The sequence below is a fragment of the Ponticoccus sp. (in: a-proteobacteria) genome (assembly GCF_048381735.1).
In genome coordinates, this window is record NZ_JBLXGL010000014.1 from 80,011 (window position 1) to 96,978 (window position 16,968).

Genomic DNA, 16,968 nt, shown 5'->3' on the forward strand with positions numbered 1-16,968 from the left:
TCAGTCGGCGCGCGCCATGTCGGCGCTCCAGCCGCGTGTCTTGCCCGGGTTCATCAGGCCGTAGGGATCGGCCAGTTTCTTGAAGGCGATCTGCGTGTCGTCGATCTCTTTCATGCCGCCGTCCTCGATGGTCACGACATGCGGGTCGAAGATCGTGCAGCCGTCGACCTCCTCTAGTTCCCGGATCAGCTCATAGGTCTCTTCCTTGCCGCGATAACGGACCAGAGGCAGGGCAAAGATCTGGATCTCGCCGTCCATGCGCGCCAGCTCGTGGTGCCAGAACAGCTCGTCGCCGTAGCGCGCCATCTGTCGCATCACCAGCTTCGGATCGAAGGGGCGCGGATAGGCGACCTGCAGGTAGGTCCAGCCCTTGTCGACCTTGAGCGCCTGCAGGGTGGTGTGGTTCCAGCCGCATTCATAGGCCGGTTGCAGCCCGGCCTTGCCGATCTCGGGCTTGGTCATGGCAAAGGAAATGCGCCCGCCCATGCGCTCTGCCTCGGTCTGGAACCGCTCCATTTCCCCGGGCGCAACCATGGCAAAGATAGCGTCGCGGTCATCGGGAAAGAGATCCCCGAATTTCTTGTAGTAGGGCGCAAACCGACGCTCGACGGCGGTCAGCAGGTAGCAATCGAACCCGTCGCTCTGAGCCTTCGTGGCAAATTCAAGGGCCTTGTCGTACCCGTCAAAGAGGGCGGCGGTATGGACCCAGTCAGTCGCCTGCGTCAGGGCCAGCCCGATTTCGACGACGATGCCGTTGGTGCCATAGGCGTGTTGCACTTTCTGGATCTCGTCGCCGTGCAGTTCGATGACCTGGGGTTCGGGTTCGACCGTAACGACCTTGACGTAAGTGACGTTGCCGGGGTCGCGCAACATGCCGTGCCGCAAGGATCCGATGCCGCCGGATCCACCGGCAAGAAAGCCGCCGATCGTCGCCATTTGCCGGGTCGAGGGGTACATCAGCAGCTCTTGCCCGGTTTCACGCACCGCATCGTCCAGCCGCGAGATGCGGGCCCCTGCCTGCACGGTGACATGGCCCGGCTTGATTTCGATCACCTTGTCGAGGCGTGTCAGGTCCATGATCACGCCACCTTGCAGCGGCACGCACTGGCCGTAGTTCCCGGTTCCGCCCCCCCGCAGGGTCAGCGGCACCCGGTGGCGCGCCACAAGAGAGGCCACATGCTTCACCTCATCCAGGGTCTGCGGCATCACCAGGAATTCGCCCCGCAGATCCTTGAGCTCTTCGTTCAGGATGGGGCTGTACCAGAAGTAGTCATGCGACCGCGCCGCAAGGTACTTCTCGTCGTCATAGGCGCGAATGCCGTTCAGATCCGCGGCGAAGGCCGCCTGATCCCAGGTCGTGTTCATGTTTCATCTCCTTGAAATTCCGGAAGCCGCCTGCCGTTTTGCCAAACCTCGCGCCCGGCACGCGTCCGGCTCAACGCGTCTCCCGGTCCGCTTGCATCGAACCGTATGAAGGAGGCCGGCGCGCCTTCGCGCAGGCCCAGATCCCGCCCCATCCAGCGGGCGGGGGCCGCGCTGATCGCGTCCAGCCAGTCGTGATGCGGCAGGTGCCCGTTCAGGACCGCAAGCCGGTAGACATCCCAGAGGTCATAGTCGCCATAGGGGTAGAAGCCGTCGCGCACGTTGTCCGAACCGATCATCACCGGGATACCGGCTGTCCTGGCCTCGTGCAGGGGCGCCAGCCCGCGCAGGCGCGGCGTCCGGCCAGGGCCGCCATCCTGAAGATAGCTGTTGGCCCCGGGCAGAACGGTCAGGCCGATGCCGGCCTCGGCCCCCCTGTCCAGGACGCGGCGCACCTCCTCGGGGTCGCGCACGGACAGCGCGCAGCCGTGACCGCACAGGACATGCCCCGCCATGCTGCGCCGCGCGGTTTCCGCGATGATGGCATCAATGCCGCGGGCCTCTGGCTCCACCCCTTCATCGACGTGGAAATCGAGGTCCAGCCCGTATTTCTCGGCCAGGTCGAAAACCGCGCCGATCTTCTGGGCAAGATCCTCGTTGCGATAGACAAAGGCGCCCAGAACGCCGCCCCCGTCCCGCACGGTCGGTGCCACGGATGCGCCGTTCTCGACCAGATCGTCCAGCGGCGTGAGAGACGCCAGCTGCAGGTCGACCCGCCCCTGCCATTGCCCTGCCAGGCCCGACAGGACGCGCCAGGCCAGGGGCGGCTCCTTGCCGTGCCAGTCCACATGGCTGCGCATGAGTGCCGTGCCATGGGCATGGGCCCGTGCCAGCCCGGCTTCGGCGCGTCTTTTCAGGTCATCCACCGTCCAGGTGGCCGCATCCGCGGCCATCATCTCGATGGCGGCGAACAGGGACAGGGCCCGCTGCGGCATGCGATCGGCGGTAAAGGTCTTGTCAAGGTGGACGTGAACATCCGCCAGTCGCGGCATTACGAAACCGCCGCCGGTTGTCGGGGATGGCCGCAGCGCGACGATGCGGCCATCCTGGTGGGTCAGGTCCCAGGTCCCGTCCCTGCCGGCCAGCGAAAGGCCGGTCAGGGTTCCGCCCCGGATTTCAGGAGCATTCATTGCCATCAACCTTCGCGCTTGATCTCGCTCTCGTGCCAGTGGCCAAGCACGGCGCGGGACAGCCAGGAAGTGATCAGGAAGATGATGACGCCCAGAAGCGACACCAGGAAGAGCGCCGCGAACATCCGCGGAATCTCGTTGCGGAAACTGGATTCGAGGATGCGCGAGGCGAGCCCGGTGTTCTGACCGGCGGTGCCCGCGACGAATTCCGCCACCACGGCGCCGATCAGGGACAGGCCACCGGCGATCTTCAGCGCCGCCATGAAATAGGGCAGCGCCGAGGGGATCAGCAGGTGCCGCAACCGCTGCCAGGGGGTGGCCTGGTACAGACGGAACAGGTCACGCAGGTTGTGGTCGGCACTGCGCAGACCGATGGCGGTGTTCGAGAGGATCGGGAAAAAGGCGACGATCCAGGCGCAGATCAGCAGGGCGGCAAAAGTGTTGCTGACATAGATCAGGATCAGCGGCGCGATCGCGACAACGGGTGTCACCTGCAGAATGACCGCGAAGGGAAACAGGCTCATCTCGACCGGGCGGGACAGGGCAAAGAGCATGCCCAGGCTGACCCCCCCAATGATGGCCAGGGCCAGCGACAGAAGCGTGAGCTTTACCGTGAAGGCCGCGCTTTGCATCAAAGAGCCCCAGTCGGTGATCAGGGTCTCGGCGATCAAGCTCGGCGCGGGGATCAGGTAGTGCGGCACTTCGTTGTACCAGACCAGGAATTCCCACAGGCCGATGGCCAGTGTCAGCGCGAGGATCGGCAGAAGGATCCGCAGGCGAGCTTCACGCCTTTCCCGCAGGATCCGCGGATCGACGGCGGGGCGGGCCGGCTTGGTGCCGGCCTCGGGATCAATGGTTGAGATCGACATTGGTCATGGTCCCTTCCAAGGCGTTGCTGACCCGCTTGCAGGTCTCTGTGTATACGGAGGTCATGCGGTACTCTGCGTTTCTCGGGTACTCGCCGGACAATGGGATATCGTGGACCACACGCCCGGGACGGGCCGCCATCACGACAACGCGGCTGGACAGGTAGACGGATTCGAAGACCGAATGCGTCACGAAAATCACCGTCAGCCCGTGCTTTTCCCACAGCGCCAGAACTTCGTCGTTCAGCTTCGCGCGGGTCATCTCGTCGAGCGCGGCAAAGGGTTCGTCCATCAACAGCAGCTTCGGCCGTGTCACCATGGCCCGCGCAATCGACACGCGCATCCGCATCCCGCCCGACAGTTCCCGCGGATAGGATTTGGCGAAATTGGCCAGGCCGACCATGGACAGCGCTTCTTCGACCCGCTCGCGCGCTTCGGCCCTGCTGAGCCCGTGCAGCTTCAGGGGCAGGTAGACATTGTCGTAGACATTCGCCCAGGGCATCAGGGTCGCTTCCTGAAAGACGAAGCCGATGTCGTTGGCGTCGCTGCTTTGGCCGGCCGGATGCCCGTTGACGGTGATATTTCCGCCTGACACGGACAGCAGCCCCGCGATCATCTTGAGCGCCGTGCTCTTGCCGCAGCCCGACGGGCCCAGAAAGCTGACGAATTCGCCCTGCTTGATACCCAGAGACATGTCCCGCACGGCAACGGTGCCGTTGCCAAAGGTCTTGTCCACGTCGCGGATATCGATCAGGTACGGCGTTTCCGGTGGGTTGGATAGGTCATTCATCGTTCACGTCTCCGGTTTGCGGTCCAGCCAGGACAACGGCATGCTGTCGATCTCGGCCATTGCTGCGACCAGACCGGCCACCGCGTGGTCAAGCGTGGCCTCACCCTTTTCCGCCGTGGCGAGATGGGCCTCGCCGCAGGCCCCTGCCGTGTTCAGATCCTGTGTTTTCCAACCCGGTCTGACCGCGCGCCCGAGACCGATATGGGCCGTCTTTTCGGCCAGATCCTGACCTCTGGAGCGGAAATCGCGGGCAAGCTCCATGTCCACGTTGTCCGGGTCCAGCGCCAACATGACCGATGTTTCCATGTCGCCCGCGTGGATCCCGTGGGCGCGCTCTGCGGCGGAAAAGATCCCCTCTGGCATCCCGAAACCGACCCAGGTGCAGGAAAAGGTCATCATTCCCTGCGAGACGCGCAATGCGCGTGCGGCCTGGTCCATGGCGGGGATATTGCCGCCGTGACCGTTGAGAAAGACCATCTTGCGCACACCCGCGCGCGCCACGCTGGCGCCGATCTCGGTCAGGACGCGCCCGAAGGTCTCGCCTGTCAGGGTCAGCGTGCCGGGAAAGTCGATGTGTTCATCGCTCTTGCAGACGGCCTGCGTCGGAAGGATCAGCACCGGGCTGTCCTCTGGCAATGCCCGGGCCAGTCTGCGTGCAAGGTTGTCGACGGTGCAAGCATCCACGGACATGGGCAGATGCGGCCCGTGCTGCTCGATCGCCCCGATTGGCTGAACCGCGATGATGCGTTCGTGGTCCAGCTCCGCGAAAGCACGCCTGGAATAATCCGCCCAGTACCGCTTCATCGCGCAGGTCTCTTTCTGACCGGCGCCAGTTTGTTCTTGATCATTTTGTCCTCCCTTTCCGTGAGCGTAGAAAAAAACATAGCAAATGGTCAAACTATTTGGTAAAACTTATAACGCGCTGTAAGACAAGCATCTTTTCAGAAAGATGGGTCTCGAAACCTGCGAATCACTGCGGATCTCCTGTTCCGGGATGCGACGCGATGCCGCGCAAAGCGCAACGCCATAAATCTGGAAACCACCCGGGAGGAAGACATGCAGAAGTTGGTTATCGCCGGAGGCGGTCAGGCGGGTTTCGCGCTGGCGGCCAAGGCCCGAAGCCTGCACCCTGACAGCGAGATCACCCTGGTCTGCGAAGAACCGGACCTGCCCTATCAACGTCCGCCCCTGTCCAAGAAATACCTGCGGAACGAAATGGCGCGGGAACAGCTCTACCTGAGACCCGAGGGCTTCTACACCGATCAGGGTATCACGCTGATCCGCGGGCAGACTGCGCGGAAAATCGACAGGCAGGCCAAGCGCCTCCTGCTCGATACCGAGGGTCTGGCCTATGATCAGCTTGCCTTGACCACCGGCGCGCGTCCGCGGCGGCTTCCGTCGGCGATCGGCGGCGACCTGCCCGGTGTCTACTACCTGCGCAACCTGCAGGATGTGGATCGCATGGCGCCGGAGTTTCAGGCCGGGCGCCGGGTGCTGGTGATTGGCGGCGGGTACATCGGGCTCGAGGCGGCCGCCGTCGCCGCGAATTCGGACCTGTCGGTGACCTTGGTCGAAATGGCACCGCGCATCCTGCAACGGGTGGCGGCGCCCGAAACCTCGGACTTCTTCCGGACATTGCACCGGTCCCGCGGCGTCGTTATCCGGGAAGGAGTCGGGCTGGACAGACTTGAACGCGACACGGCGATCACAGCCCACTTCTCGGACGGCACGGCGCAGGAGGTCGATTTCGTCATTGTCGGAATTGGCATCGAGCCCAACGATGCACTGGCCCGGGACGCAGGGTTGCCCTGCGATGGCGGCATTGTCGTGGACAAATGCGGGCGGACCGCAGACCGCGACATCTGGGCCGCGGGGGATTGTACGCGCCTCCCCTACCGGGACAGCATGATCCGGCTGGAAAGCGTGCAGAACGCCATCGACCAGGCCGAAGCGGTTGCCGCCAACATCGTGGGGCAACAAGCCGACTACGTGCCAAATCCCTGGTTCTGGTCCGATCAATTCGATGTCAAACTGCAGATCGCCGGGCTGAACACGGGCTACGATCGGGTTGTCGTCCGTCAGGCCGCGCGCGGCGGCCAGTCGAACTGGTACTTCCAGGGAGAAAGGCTGCTGGCCGTCGACGCGATGAACGACCCGCGTGGATACATGATCGGCAAGCGCCTGATCGAAGCGGGGCGGTCGCCGAAACAGGCGCAGGTTTCCGATCCCGATACCGATCTCAAGGCCCTGCTTTAGACAACGGACGGTCCGGTCCCGCCGGATATGCCCCTGTCAGGTCAAGCGCGACATGCCGCCCTTGACCTGGCGGATCGGAATCGAGCTCTCGATCGACGAGACGCCGTCGATCTTGGTCAAACGCGCTGTCAGGAACTGTTCGAACTCGTCGAGATCCCGCACCGAAACCCGCAAGAGGTAGTCGCGGTTCCCGGTCATCAGCCAGCAATCGACCACTTCAGGGCACTGTTTGACCGCGCGCTCGAAATTCACAAGCCCGCTGTCGACCTGATGCGCAAGCTTGACCGAGACGAAGATGTTCATGGAGAAACCCAGCTTGCGCGCATCGATATGGGCGCTGTAGCCGGTGATGATCCCCTTGCTTTCCAGAATGCGGATGCGCCGGGAACAGGGCGACGGCGACAGCCCGACCCGTTCGCTCAGGACCTGGTGCGAAATCCGGGCATCCTGTTGCAGTTCGCGCAGAATCCTGAGGTCGATCTCGTCCGGCTCGAACATCGCCGCTCCTTGGCTGGTTTCGCTTTGAAATCGGGCAATCTTGGGGATTCATGCCAATTCTGGCGCAGTTCTTAGCAACTTTGGCGCAAGACTCCAAGGGCACCTGGCTATCCTGCGTCAAACACGGAGGACCCCATGTCCAGACATGACGCAATACCCCGCCAGGATCCCGATCCGGCAGAAACGAAGGACTGGCTGGACTCGCTGGAATCCATGGCGCTGGCCGATGGCCCGGAACGCGCGCAATTCGTGCTGAACCGGGTTCAGGACCATGCCCGCCGTCTGGGCGTCACCACGTCCGGGCTGCCCTATTCGGCCTACCGCAATACGATCCCGCTGTCGCAGCAACCGGCCTATCCCGGGGATCTGCAGCTTGAGGAGCGGATCATCGCGACGATGCGCTGGAATGCTCTGGCGATGGTGGTCCGCGCCAACAAGGCCTATGGCGAACTGGGCGGACACATCGCCTCTTATGCCTCGGCGGCCGAGATCTTCGAGGTCGGCTTCAACCATTTCTTCCGGGCAAAGACCGAGGATTTCGGCGGCGATCTTGTCTATTTCCAGCCGCATTCGGCCCCGGGCATCTACGCCCGCGCCTTCCTGGAGGGCCGGTTGTCGGAAAGCGACATCGCCAACTACCGGCAGGAAGTGCCCGGCAAGGGCCTGTGTTCCTACCCGCATCCCTGGCTGATGGATGAATTCTGGCAGATGCCGACGGGGTCGATGGGCATCGGGCCGATGTCGGCGATCTATCAGGCGCGGTTCATGCGCTATCTTCAGGCCCGGGGCCTTGCCGATACGCAGGGACGCCATGTCTGGGGTGTGTTTGGCGATGGCGAGATGGACGAGCCGGAATCCATCGGCGCGCTGACCCTCGCGGCCCGCGAAGAGCTGGACAACCTTACCTTCGTGGTCAACTGCAACCTGCAGCGGCTTGACGGGCCGGTGCGTGGCAACGGCCAGATCATCCAGGAACTTGAGTCGCTTTTCGTCGGTGCGGGATGGAATGTGATCAAGGTGCTCTGGGGCTCGGAGTGGGACAACCTCTTTGCCCGTGACAGCGAAAGCGTCCTGCTGCGCCGCTTTGCCGAAACCGTGGACGGCGAGTATCAGACTCTCGGCTCGCGCGATGGCGACTACAATCGGGCCAGGTTCTTCGATGCGGATCCGGCAACGGCGGCGCTGGTGGCGCATATGTCGGATGACGAGATTCACCGCCTGAAGCGCGGCGGCCACGATCTCAAGAAACTGCACGCCGCCTTTGCCTCTGCCAAGGCGCACAAGGGGCGCCCGACCGTCATCCTGACCAAGACCAAGAAGGGCTACGGCATGGGCGGCGCCGGTGAATCGCGAATGATCGCCCATCAGGCCAAGAAGCTGGACATCGAGGCGCTCAAGGCCTTCCGCGACCGTTTCGACCTGCCCCTGACGGACAAGTCGGTGGAGGCGCTGGAATTCTTCCACCCCGGCGACAACAGCCCCGAAGTAACCTATCTCAAGGATCGCCGCAGGACGCTTGGCGGGTATCTGCCGCGCCGGCCCGGTCACGCGGATTCCCCTGCCCCGCCCCGCCCCGCCCTGGCCGGCTTCGCGAAATTCGCGACCCAGGCCGACGGCAAGGAAATGTCGACCACGATGGCAGCGGTCCGCATGATGAGCGGGCTGTTGCGCGACAAGGCCTTCGGCCCGCGCCTTGTGCCGATCGTCGCTGACGAGGCGCGCACCTTCGGCATGGACAACCTGTTCCGGCAGGTGGGCATCTATGCGCCCAACGGCCAGAAATATGAGCCCGAAGACGCGGATTCGATGCTGTTCTACAAGGAAACAGCCGATGGCCAGCTTCTGGAGGAAGGCATCACCGAGGCGGGCGCGCTCAGCTCCTGGACCGCGGCGGCAACGGCCTATTCCACGCATGGCACCGAATTGCTGCCGATCTACATCTACTATTCGATGTTCGGCTTCCAGCGGGTTGGCGACCTGATCTGGGCGGCGGCCGATCAGCGCGCGCGTGGCTTCCTGCTGGGGGCAACCGCCGGGCGCACCACGCTGTCGGGTGAAGGGCTTCAGCACCAGGACGGTTCCAGCCACCTTGCCGCCGCCGCGATCCCCAACTGCCGCGCCTACGACCCCTGCTATGCCTATGAACTGGCGGTGATCATGGACCACGGCATGACGCGCATGCTGGACGAGAAACGCGACGAGTTCTTCTACATCACCGTCATGAATGAGAACTATGCCCAGCCCAGCATGCCGCAGGGGGTCGAGGGCGACATCATCAAGGGCATGTACCGGCTTGGGGGCCATGACCGCGATGGGCCGCGGGTGCGGCTGCTGGGCTCTGGCACGATCCTGCGCGAGGTCATTGCCGCCGCAGAGATCCTGCAGGGCTTCGGCATCGCCAGCGATCTCTACTCGGTCACCTCCTTCAGCGAGCTGGCCCGCGATGCAGCCGAAGCCGAACGGCAGGGTCGGCTTGGCAATCGGGCGATTTCGCATGTGGAACACATGATTGGCGGCGACGCACCGGTCATCGCGGCCAGCGACTATGTCCGCGCGGTTCCGGCCCAGATCGCCCCCTATCTCGACACCCGGATGACCATTCTCGGCACCGATGGCTTCGGTCGCTCTGCCAACCGCGCCGCGCTGCGCCGTTTCTTCGAGGTGGATCGCCAGCACGTCGCCCTGGCTGCAATCGAGGCATTGGTGCGCAGGGGCGAGATCGGGGCATCGGTGCTGGCGCAGGCCATCGGTGACCTGGGCATCGACCCGGCCGCCGATGCGCCCTGGCGGATGTGAGGGCGGCCAGATGAACACCACGGTCGAAATCCATGTCCCGGACATCGGCGATTTCTACGATGTCCCGATCATCGAGATCCCGGTCGCCGTTGGCGATACGGTCTGCGTGGATGACACGCTTGTCGTTCTCGAGTCCGACAAGGCGACGCTGGACGTACCCAGCCCGCGTATCGGCACAATCGCCGAGTTGAAGGTCGCCGAGGGCGACCGGGTCAGCAAGGGCAGCCTTGTTCTGTTGATGGAGATTGCCGCCGCGCCAGAGCCCGCGCCCCCGGTGGCGCCGCAAGCGGCGGAAACAGCGCGCGCCGCGCCGGGCGGAGGCCCTGTGGAACCCGGCGCGGTGTCGCATCCGGCGCCCCTGCCCCCGCCGGTCCCGATGCCGATGCCGATGCCGGTGTCGGCACTCCCGGCGCCGGGCACAGACAAGGGCGGCAAGCCCTCACATGCCTCGCCGTCCGTCCGCAAGCTGGCGCGAACACTGGGTGTGGCCATCGACGAGGTGCCCGCCACGGGGCGGAAGAACCGCATCACCCGCGACGATGTCGAGGCCTTCGTCAAGACACGCCTGACCACACCGCCATCCAAGGCCGGACAGGGGACCGCCCTGCCGGATCTGCCCGACTGGCCAAATCCGGATTTCGCCGTGTTCGGCCCGATCGAACGCATGCCCCTGTCCCGCATCGCGCGGATTTCCGGGCCAAGCCTGACCCGCAACGCGATGCTGATCCCGCATGTCTGCAACTTCGACAAGGCCGACGTCAGCGATCTTGAGGACTTCCGCAAACGGCTCAACACCGAAGCCGGCCCAGAGGATGCGCGGATCACCATGCTGGCCTTTGCGGTCAAGGCCACGGTCTGTGCATTGAAGGCCCATCCGCGCTTCAACGCGTCGCTCGACGGCGACGACATCGTGCTCAAGCACTATTGGAACATCGGCGTCGCGGCGGACACCCCCGATGGTCTTGTCGTGCCGGTCATCAAGGAAGCCGACCGAAAGGGCCTGCGCGAGATTGCCGCGGAAATGGCCTCTCTTGCTGCCAGCGCGCGGCAGGGCAGGCTGAAACGCGACGACATGCAGGGGGCGACATTCACGATTTCCTCGCTGGGCGGGGTCGGTGGCACGGGATTCACGCCCATCATCAACGCGCCGGAAGTGGCCATCCTGGGGATGACCCGCGCCGAAACCCAGCCGGTCTGGAACGGCTCTGCCTTCCAGCCGCGTTTGATCCAGCCACTGAGCCTGAGCTGGGATCACCGGGTCGTGGACGGGGTCGCGGCCGCGCGTTTCCTGCGCCACGTCTCCGAGGTCATGGGCGACCTTCGCAGACTGTCCGTCTGATCGCTGACCGGGCGGGTGCGGCGCCAGCCCGGCTTGGCGCCGCCCCTGCCCCGCCAAGCGGCAGGCCCGGGGCGGATCGGCGCAGGCGGCGCCAATCCGGGCCACGGGTCCGCACGATCATCAAGGGGCGCGGTTCAATGGAACAGGCGCAAATCGGCCCTGCGCCGCGCCATCAGTCGACGCCGGGATGCGGCTAGGGTGCGGGCCAGCGATCATCGTGGATCACGCTGTCAAGCGCCAGCCTCTTGCGCCAGCCCCGGGCTTCAAGTTCGGGCTTCGGATAAAGCGCGTCGACGTATCCCGCGCAGAGATAGGCCACGATTTCAACGTGGTCCGGGATGCCAAGCAGGCCGCGAAGGTCGTCTGGTCGAAAGATCGAGACCCAGCCGATACCCACCCCTTCCGCGCGGGCGGCCAGCCAGAGGTTCTGAACGGCGCAGACCGTCGAATAGAGATCCATGTCGGCATTGTGGGTTCGGCCCAGAACCACCTTTCCGCCCCGGGTCCGGTCGCAGGTCACGCAGATATTCAGCGGAGCGGTCAGGATCCCTTCCAGCTTCAGCGACCGGTACAGGGCCTTGCGGTCGCCGTCGAACATCTCTTGCGCCTCGGCATTGGCGCGCAGGAAGGCCGCGTGGACATCGGCGCGAAGGTCCGGGTCACGGATCAGAAGGAAATCCCAGGGCTGCATGAAGCCGACCGAGGGCGCCGCATGCGCGGCTGCAAGAATGCGCCGGAGGGCTGCCGGGTCGATGGGGTCGGGGCGGAACTCGTTCCGCACGTCGCGGCGCGCGTCGATGATATCGTAGAGCGCCTGACGTTCCCGGTCGTCGAAGCGGCGGGCGGGCTGCGGAACCACGGGTTCGGCGGATAATTCGGGGGGCATCTTGGACCTCGCACAGTTCAAAGCGCCGCGGGCTCCACCCCGAAACGCAATGACATCAGGCCGGTCTTCTGGCTCCGGATCCTCTCGCCATGGCGCCTTCCCGGGCCTTGCCGCCCAGTGGCCTCTGCCTGACGATCCCCGTTACAGCGGCGGGCCCGCGCCGGACTTGCACCGGCTTCCCGATTCTCCCCCAAAGAGGGCACCTGATGCCGCCCTTATCCCGCGGGCACATGCGGCTCGCAAACAGAATTTCGCCCTCGAAAGCCCTGTGGCCCGCCCGGCGGCGGCCTTGCAGACATCGGGCGCAGCCTGAGCCCGGCCAATGGTATCGCGCTGGCCCTGGCAGATGCGCCACCGCGATAAAGACCCGTGGCCCGGGGGGCGCTGCGCCCCCCCGGGCCACGGGATTTTCGATCATGCCGCTGCCCTCTTCCATCCTCGCAAGGCAGGGCCGCCAGGGCGCTGCGGGGCGCGCCGGGTGCCGCGAGCAGGGACCCTGCCAGACAGCCGGGCTGCGGCAAGGGCACGATCCGCCCCAAGCGCCTTCTGCCGGGGAAAGATCGCACCATCGGCGGTCAACCGTGGTTTCGGGCCATCGCTATCCTCCCAGAAGCCGTGGCAGCCAGAGGGTCAGCGCCGGAAAGGCCAGCAACAGCCCCACGCGCAGCAGTTCGGCCGCGAAGAAAGGCGCCACACCCTTGAAGGTCTCGATCATCGGCGTGTCCTTGGCCAGCGCCGAGATGATGAAGACGTTCATCCCCACGGGCGGCGTGATCAGCCCCAACTCGACCACGATCAGGGCAAGGATCCCGAACCAGACCTTCAGCTCCTCAGTGCTCATGCCAAAGCCCGACCCCTCGGCCCCCTGGTAGAGGCCGCCGTTGATCTCCAGCAGCATCGGCCAGAAGAAGGGAATGACCAGCAGGATCATCGACAGGCTGTCCATCAGACAGCCCAGCAGGATCAGCGCGAGCAAGAGCAGGATCAAGACCATCATCGGCGCCATGCCGCTTTCGGCGATCCAGGTGGCTGCCTGCTGCGGCAGGCCGATGCGCGACATGAAGATCTTCATCAGCTCCGCGCCCAGCAGGATCAGGTAGATCATGCCGGATGTGCGCGCGGTCGCCTTGAGCGCCGCGACGGTCGCTCCGAGGCCCAGTCGTCCCTTGGCCGCGCCGTAGAGCCACACGAGGAACACGCCGACCGCAGCCGCCGGGGTGGGATTGAAAAAGCCCGCGTAGATACCGCCCAGCACCAGCCCGAAGATCACCATCACCGGCAGCAGGCCCAGCGTGGCGCGCAGGAATTCGGAGCGGGTCGAGGCGCCGCCCGGCGGGCCCGCCTCGGGGCGGATGGTGACGTAAAGGGCGATGGTCAGGATAAAGAGGATCACCGCCAGAATGCCCGGCAGCAGGGCCGCCGCGAACATGGTGACGATGTTCGCCTCTACGATGACCGCGTAGACGATAAGCACGACCGAGGGCGGGATCAGGATGCCCAGCACGCCGCCCGCCGCCAGCGATCCGGTCGCCAGGGCGCCGGAATAGTTGTAGCGCTTCAGTTCGGGCAGCGCGACCTTCCCCATGGTCGAGGCGGTGGCCAGCGACGATCCGCAGACCGACCCGAACCCGGCGCAGCCGGCGATGGCGGCCATCGCGGTGCCGCCGCGCATCCAGCCCAGCCAGGCGTTCGCGCCCCGGAACAGCGCCTGGCTCAGGCCCGCGCCGGTCGCCAGTTCTCCCATCAGGATGAACATCGGCACGACCGACAGGTCGTAGATCGAGAACTGGCCGTAGCCCAGCGTCTTGAGCTGGCTCAACAGCAGGGCGGGACCGTTCAGCAGCGCGATACCGGCACCGCCGACGAGGATCATGGAATAGGCAATGGGAATGCGGATGGCGATCAGGACGATCAGGATCACCAGCGCCAGGATGCCCAGCGTGATCGGATCGGTCATGCGCGCACCTCCCGGCCGGCTTCGACCAGCGTGACCAGCGCGGTCGCCACCAGCAGCGCCAGCGAGACCAGGATGGGCATGAAGCCCCACCAGATCGGCACCTGCAGGATGGCGGTGACATAGCCGTAGGTCTTCTGATCGATCATGCCCAGCGACATCCGCCAGACCAGCAGCGCCGCGAAGCCGAAGGCCAGAAGCGAGGCCAGCGCCCGCAAGGCGGCCAGCACCCGGGTCGGTGCGCGGGCGGTGAAGATGTCGGCCGTGACGTTGGCGTCGGTCAGCTGGCAATAGGGCAGGAAGGCGAAAACGGCGATCGCGATCCCGATTTCGGTCAGCTCGAAATCACCGGAAAAAGGCCGGCCGACGATGCCGCCCAGGACCGTGAAGACATTGATTGCCACGACCGCCAGCAGCACGAGGCCGCCCAGCAACGCCCAGATCGTGGCCAGACGCGCGACCGCAGCGGAAAATCCGCTGCGGCCCACGGTTTCGGATCTGAACATCAGTTCCCCGCGCCTTCGGTGTTCTGTTCGATCAGGTCACGCGCGGTCTGGACCAGGGCTTCGCCGTCGACGCCCTTGCCCGACATGTCGTCGACCCAGCGCTGCACCACCGGTTCGAGCGCCTGCTGGAACGCGGCGGTTTCTTCCTCGGTCAGGGTCACATGGGTGTTGCCCGCCTCGGTCGCCACCCCGATCCCGTGCTCGTCGATGGCGCGCCAGATCCGGCCCACCTCGGCCGCCCATTCGCGGTTCGACGCATCGCGGAATGCCTTCTGCACGTCCTCGGGCAGGCTGTTCCAGCGGTTCTGGTTCATCGACACCTGGAAGGTCGTGGTGCCGAAGCGGGTCTTGTCGTGGCCCTCGATCTGGTAGTCCGTCTGGTCCTGGATCTTGAGCGCGGGAATGATCTCCCACGGGATGAAGGCGCCGTCGACGACCTTCTTGGACAGCGACTGCGGCAGGTCCGGCACCGGCATGGACACCGGCGAGGCGCCAAGCGCCTCGATCACCCAGGCGCCGGTGCGCGTGGGAATGCGCAACTTCAGGCCGGCCATGTCCTCTGGGTTGCGCACCTCCTTGTCGACCGTATGGATCGCCTGCCCCGCGTGGACGTGCAGGAACATCGGTTCGACACCGCGGTATTCCTCGGACAGATGCTCCTCATACATGTCGAACAGCGCGAGGTTCGTGGCCACCGGGTCGTTCTTGTACACGTTCGGCAGCTCGACCACCTCGGTGCGTGGGAAAAGCCCCGGCGTATAGCCGTTGACGGTCCAGACCAGGTCGACCACGCCGTCGCGAACCTGGTTGATCAGTTCGGGCGGACGCCCGCCCAGCGTCATCGAGGGGTAGATCTCGATCTTGACCTTGCCGCCCGAGTTCTCCTCGACCGCGCGGGCCCAGGGTTCGAGCATCTTCGTCTGCGCCGGAGCCTTGGCGCCCAGGAAATGGTGCAGCTTGAAGACGTGCTCCTGCGCAAAGGCCGGTGCCGTGCTCAGGCCCATCGCTGCCGTGGCCAGAACGGCCAGTCCCAGTTTCTTAATCATCGGTCGATCCTTCCTTGGTTGCCGATCAGATTGGATAGTGCAGATCGCCGTCCTGCAGGGTGATCCAGCGCAGCTCGGTGAATTCCTGCACACCCCAGACGCCGCCGAAGCGGCCATAGCCCGAGGATTTGACCCCGCCGAACGGCATCTGCGCCTCGTCGTGGACCGTCGGGCCGTTGACGTGGCAGATGCCGCTTTCGATGCGCTTGGCGACCGCCAGCGCGGCCATCGTGTCGCGCCCGAAGACGGCGGCGGACAGGCCGAATTCGCTTTCATTGGCGATGCGCACTGCCTCATCGACCGAGCCTGCCCGGATGATGGCGACCACCGGGCCGAAGGTTTCCTCGGTATAGATGCGCATGTCGCCGGTGACATGGTCCAGCGCCGCCGCGTTCAGCATGGTGCCGCGCCCGCCGCCCGCGATCAGGGTGGCGCCCTTGTCCAGCGCGTCGGTGACGAGGTTCTCGATCCGCTCCGCGGCGGCCATGTTCACCAGAGAGCCCAGGGGCGTGTCGCCCTGGCGCGGATCGCCGGCCGTGAGGCTTTCGACCTTGGCGCGGAAGGCTTCGACGAAGCGGTCCCCCGCGTCACCGACGGTGATGATCCGTTCGGTCGACATGCAGATCTGACCCTCGTTCATGTAGGCGCCGAAACCGGCGGCCGCCACGGCGGCGTCGATATCGGCGTCCTCCAGCACGATCAGCGGCGCCTTGCCGCCCAGCTCCAGGAGGGCGGGCTTCAGGTTCCGCCCGGCCAGCTCTCCGATCACCCGGCCCACGCGGGTGGAGCCGGTGAAGTTCACCCGCCGGATCGCCGGATGTTCGATCAGCGCCGCGACGATATCCGCCGCGTCGTCGGGATCGTTGGAAATGGCGTTGAGAACGCCAGCGGGCAGACCGGCCTCGGCCACCGCCTCGATGATCAGCGCGTGCACGCGTGGGCAAAGTTCCGAGGTCTTCATGACCACGGTATTGCCGCAGGCAAGCGGCGTCGCGATGGACCGCACGCCGAGGATGACAGGCGCGTTCCAGGGCGCCATCGCCAGCACGACACCCGCCGGCTGACGGACCGCCATGGCGGTGGAGCCCGGGCGGTTCGAGGGGATCACCTCGCCCTTGATCTGGGTCGTCAGCGACGCGGCCTCGACCAGCATGTCGGCGGCCAGCATGCAGTTGAACCGGGCCCAGGCCTCGGTGGCGCCGATCTCGTCCTTCATCGCCTGCACGATCTCATCGGCGCGCGCGGTCAGGTTCTGCGCCGCGGCCAGCAGTTTCTTCCGGCGTTCGCCCGGGCTTGTCACCGACCACGTGGCAAAGGCGGCGGCAGCGGCGTCGACCGCCCGGGCCGCATCCGTCAGCGAAGCGGCTGCGGCCTCGGTCACCACCTCGCCTGTCACCGGGTTCGCGCGGGTAAAGCTGCGCCCGCCCTCGGCGGGAACATATGCGCCGTCAATGTAGAGATTGAGCTTTTCCATCGGAT

The 16,968-nt window shown here is 65.3% G+C and carries 14 protein-coding genes and 1 riboswitch; of the genes, 3 read left to right on the forward strand and 11 right to left on the reverse strand.

Annotated features, from left to right (window positions below):
• The 5 genes from ACN5KJ_RS19140 to ACN5KJ_RS19160 are packed head-to-tail and all read right to left on the reverse strand — an operon-like array spanning position 1 to position 5,012.
• Positions 1-1,365 carry an FAD-binding oxidoreductase gene (locus ACN5KJ_RS19140; RefSeq protein ID WP_418595638.1) on the reverse strand — a complete coding sequence of 455 codons (1,365 nt, stop codon included), beginning with the start codon at positions 1,363-1,365 and terminating at the stop codon, positions 1-3.
• Positions 1,362-2,552 (reverse strand): amidohydrolase family protein, encoded by a 1,191-nt coding sequence (locus tag ACN5KJ_RS19145; protein WP_418595640.1) that lies wholly within the window; start codon positions 2,550-2,552, stop codon positions 1,362-1,364. Before ACN5KJ_RS19145 ends, ACN5KJ_RS19140 begins: the two co-directional genes overlap by 4 nt.
• Before the next feature lie 5 nt (positions 2,553-2,557).
• Positions 2,558-3,421 (reverse strand): ABC transporter permease, encoded by an 864-nt coding sequence (locus ACN5KJ_RS19150; protein WP_418595642.1) that lies wholly within the window; start codon positions 3,419-3,421, stop codon positions 2,558-2,560.
• A complete protein-coding gene (locus tag ACN5KJ_RS19155; protein WP_418595644.1) occupies positions 3,402-4,208 on the reverse strand; it encodes an ABC transporter ATP-binding protein in 807 nt (268 codons plus the stop codon). The genes ACN5KJ_RS19150 and ACN5KJ_RS19155 overlap by 20 nt, the downstream gene beginning before the upstream one ends.
• 3 nt (positions 4,209-4,211) lie before the next feature.
• The gene (locus ACN5KJ_RS19160; RefSeq protein WP_347168295.1) at positions 4,212-5,012 is read right to left on the reverse strand and encodes a creatininase family protein; all 801 of its coding nucleotides are present in this window, start codon (positions 5,010-5,012) and stop codon (positions 4,212-4,214) included.
• Between the two features lie 252 nt (positions 5,013-5,264).
• Between ACN5KJ_RS19160 and ACN5KJ_RS19165 the strand changes: the two genes are divergently transcribed.
• Positions 5,265-6,464 carry an NAD(P)/FAD-dependent oxidoreductase gene (locus tag ACN5KJ_RS19165; RefSeq protein WP_418595646.1) on the forward strand — a complete coding sequence of 400 codons (1,200 nt, stop codon included), beginning with the start codon at positions 5,265-5,267 and terminating at the stop codon, positions 6,462-6,464.
• A 36-nt stretch (positions 6,465-6,500) separates the two neighbouring features.
• Here the strand turns inward: ACN5KJ_RS19165 and ACN5KJ_RS19170 are convergent, their stop codons facing one another.
• Positions 6,501-6,962 carry an Lrp/AsnC family transcriptional regulator gene (locus ACN5KJ_RS19170; RefSeq protein WP_347168297.1) on the reverse strand — a complete coding sequence of 154 codons (462 nt, stop codon included), beginning with the start codon at positions 6,960-6,962 and terminating at the stop codon, positions 6,501-6,503.
• Between the two features lie 135 nt (positions 6,963-7,097).
• On the opposite strand from ACN5KJ_RS19170, the gene mdeB reads away from it, so the two are divergent.
• Both mdeB and ACN5KJ_RS19180 read left to right on the forward strand, forming a co-directional pair.
• The gene (mdeB, locus tag ACN5KJ_RS19175; protein ID WP_418595647.1) at positions 7,098-9,758 is read left to right on the forward strand and encodes an alpha-ketoglutarate dehydrogenase; all 2,661 of its coding nucleotides are present in this window, start codon (positions 7,098-7,100) and stop codon (positions 9,756-9,758) included.
• A 10-nt stretch (positions 9,759-9,768) separates the two neighbouring features.
• A complete protein-coding gene (locus ACN5KJ_RS19180) occupies positions 9,769-11,097 on the forward strand; it encodes a 2-oxo acid dehydrogenase subunit E2 (RefSeq protein ID WP_418595649.1) in 1,329 nt (442 codons plus the stop codon).
• A 193-nt stretch (positions 11,098-11,290) separates the two neighbouring features.
• Here the strand turns inward: ACN5KJ_RS19180 and bluB are convergent, their stop codons facing one another.
• The 5 genes from bluB to ACN5KJ_RS19205 form a co-directional block, all read right to left on the reverse strand.
• Positions 11,291-11,983, reverse strand: a complete 693-nt coding sequence (gene bluB, locus ACN5KJ_RS19185) for a 5,6-dimethylbenzimidazole synthase (protein ID WP_418595651.1) — start codon at positions 11,981-11,983, stop codon at positions 11,291-11,293.
• 40 nt (positions 11,984-12,023) lie between these two features.
• Positions 12,024-12,205, reverse strand: a riboswitch (cobalamin riboswitch).
• 376 nt (positions 12,206-12,581) lie between these two features.
• Positions 12,582-13,940 carry a TRAP transporter large permease gene (locus ACN5KJ_RS19190; RefSeq protein ID WP_418595653.1) on the reverse strand — a complete coding sequence of 453 codons (1,359 nt, stop codon included), beginning with the start codon at positions 13,938-13,940 and terminating at the stop codon, positions 12,582-12,584.
• Positions 13,937-14,443 carry a TRAP transporter small permease gene (locus ACN5KJ_RS19195; RefSeq protein WP_347168301.1) on the reverse strand — a complete coding sequence of 169 codons (507 nt, stop codon included), beginning with the start codon at positions 14,441-14,443 and terminating at the stop codon, positions 13,937-13,939. The genes ACN5KJ_RS19190 and ACN5KJ_RS19195 overlap by 4 nt, the downstream gene beginning before the upstream one ends.
• Positions 14,443-15,489, reverse strand: a complete 1,047-nt coding sequence (locus ACN5KJ_RS19200; protein WP_418595655.1) for a TRAP transporter substrate-binding protein — start codon at positions 15,487-15,489, stop codon at positions 14,443-14,445. Before ACN5KJ_RS19200 ends, ACN5KJ_RS19195 begins: the two co-directional genes overlap by 1 nt.
• Before the next feature lie 25 nt (positions 15,490-15,514).
• Positions 15,515-16,963, reverse strand: a complete 1,449-nt coding sequence (locus tag ACN5KJ_RS19205; protein ID WP_418595657.1) for an aldehyde dehydrogenase — start codon at positions 16,961-16,963, stop codon at positions 15,515-15,517.
• Positions 16,964-16,968: the final 5 nt, after the last annotated feature.

Coding starts and splice junctions, on each gene's coding strand:
- ACN5KJ_RS19205 (WP_418595657.1), bottom strand. CDS start 16,963: ATGGAAAAGCTCAATCTCTACATTGACGGCGCATATGTTCCCGCCGAG.
- ACN5KJ_RS19195 (WP_347168301.1), bottom strand. CDS start 14,443: ATGTTCAGATCCGAAACCGTGGGCCGCAGCGGATTTTCCGCTGCGGTC.
- mdeB (WP_418595647.1), top strand. CDS start 7,098: ATGTCCAGACATGACGCAATACCCCGCCAGGATCCCGATCCGGCAGAA.
- ACN5KJ_RS19155 (WP_418595644.1), bottom strand. CDS start 4,208: ATGAATGACCTATCCAACCCACCGGAAACGCCGTACCTGATCGATATC.
- ACN5KJ_RS19180 (WP_418595649.1), top strand. CDS start 9,769: ATGAACACCACGGTCGAAATCCATGTCCCGGACATCGGCGATTTCTAC.
- ACN5KJ_RS19170 (WP_347168297.1), bottom strand. CDS start 6,962: ATGTTCGAGCCGGACGAGATCGACCTCAGGATTCTGCGCGAACTGCAA.
- ACN5KJ_RS19150 (WP_418595642.1), bottom strand. CDS start 3,421: ATGTCGATCTCAACCATTGATCCCGAGGCCGGCACCAAGCCGGCCCGC.
- bluB (WP_418595651.1), bottom strand. CDS start 11,983: ATGCCCCCCGAATTATCCGCCGAACCCGTGGTTCCGCAGCCCGCCCGC.
- ACN5KJ_RS19200 (WP_418595655.1), bottom strand. CDS start 15,489: ATGATTAAGAAACTGGGACTGGCCGTTCTGGCCACGGCAGCGATGGGC.
- ACN5KJ_RS19165 (WP_418595646.1), top strand. CDS start 5,265: ATGCAGAAGTTGGTTATCGCCGGAGGCGGTCAGGCGGGTTTCGCGCTG.
- ACN5KJ_RS19190 (WP_418595653.1), bottom strand. CDS start 13,940: ATGACCGATCCGATCACGCTGGGCATCCTGGCGCTGGTGATCCTGATC.
- ACN5KJ_RS19160 (WP_347168295.1), bottom strand. CDS start 5,012: ATGAAGCGGTACTGGGCGGATTATTCCAGGCGTGCTTTCGCGGAGCTG.
- ACN5KJ_RS19140 (WP_418595638.1), bottom strand. CDS start 1,365: ATGAACACGACCTGGGATCAGGCGGCCTTCGCCGCGGATCTGAACGGC.
- ACN5KJ_RS19145 (WP_418595640.1), bottom strand. CDS start 2,552: ATGAATGCTCCTGAAATCCGGGGCGGAACCCTGACCGGCCTTTCGCTG.